The sequence below is a fragment of the Candidatus Aegiribacteria sp. genome (assembly GCA_021108005.1).
In the GTDB taxonomy this organism is placed as follows: Bacteria; Fermentibacterota; Fermentibacteria; order Fermentibacterales; family JCC-6; genus Aegiribacteria.
On sequence record JAIORS010000190.1, the window covers coordinates 1 to 1,123 of the forward strand.

General features: G+C 50.8%; 2 protein-coding genes. Both read right to left on the reverse strand.

Annotated features, from left to right (window positions below):
• Nucleotides 1-928: hypothetical protein (locus K8S15_11885; protein MCD4776735.1), on the reverse strand; the 928-nt coding region annotated here is incomplete at its 3' end.
• Nucleotides 929-947: 19 nt separating this feature from the next.
• Nucleotides 948-1,103, reverse strand: coding sequence for a 4Fe-4S binding protein (locus K8S15_11890; GenBank protein MCD4776736.1), 156 nt, complete (start codon nucleotides 1,101-1,103; stop codon nucleotides 948-950).
• Nucleotides 1,104-1,123 lie beyond the last annotated feature (20 nt).

Below are 1,123 nucleotides of genomic sequence, written 5' to 3' on the forward strand. Positions count from 1 at the left end.
GAGCCATCCTTCCCGTATGGAACATGATCCTGTCCACCGGAAGAGAAATACCGCCTCGCTTTTCGGCAGCGGTTATCAGCGCGTCCGGATCCTGCTCCGCGGTTTCCGAATCAAAATAGCACAGTCTGCAGTAGCATATGGGACAGGCGCTCTGACAGTTGTGACATCCGATGCAATTCGCGAATACTGACAGCAATCCGTCTATGTCACGCAGCTGGATTTCTGTTTCCTCAAAAGAGTTTTTCCTCGTCTTCACCCTGTCCGCTCTGATCTCTTCAATGCCTTTTTCCCACGATGAAAGATCCTTCTTCAGGTCCAGCCCAAGTTCTTCAAGAAATTCTGTTCCCTTCCCGCTTCCGGGGACAAGGAGTACTTCCTTTTCAGACAGTCCCAGATAACCGAAGTGTATGTCTGAATCAAAAATGGAAAAGTTCTCGCAATAGTGGCAGACAGATTTGGCGGAATCATCAGGATTGCCTTTCTTAAGCATTCCTGAGAAACGCTCATCACCGCCTGCGGGATCATCCACATATTTCTGAAGCTGCACCGCTCCGGGGCAATCGTAAGTGGCCAGGATGAGATTTTCAGAATGAACCTGCCCGAGCTTTGAGAGTTCCATGGCAGCTCTAATTTCGCAGGGCCTCATCACAGCGATAACTTTGAGATTCCCAGGACCTTTGCGGGTAAGGCTCCGCAGAGCTTTCGCTCCCTGCACGGGCATTGTGGGAACTATCGGAACCGCATCGTCAAGCAGAGAAATGTCATTCATCAGTATCCATGCGTAAGAATCGCCGGACGGCACTTTCATCGGAAGGATAACAGCGTCTGCTGCTTCCTTTGTCATGGCCATCCTGAGGAAGTCCAGAACAGTGTCACCGGGTTCTTTCGCAACCGGTAGAACCGCTCCCTTTCGCTCAGTATCGGTCATTGGTTCATCCTTTCACGAATCATCGGAGCGCCTCATCGACTTCACGGTAAAGCTGGGTATTGGTGAAATGCTTTGTTCTGAGAGCTCCCGACGGACAACTCCCGAAACAGTTTCCGCATCCCCGGCATACTGCCTCATTGACAACCGATATCCCTCTTGAATCATCGGAGTAGATCGCCCCGTAAACACATACAT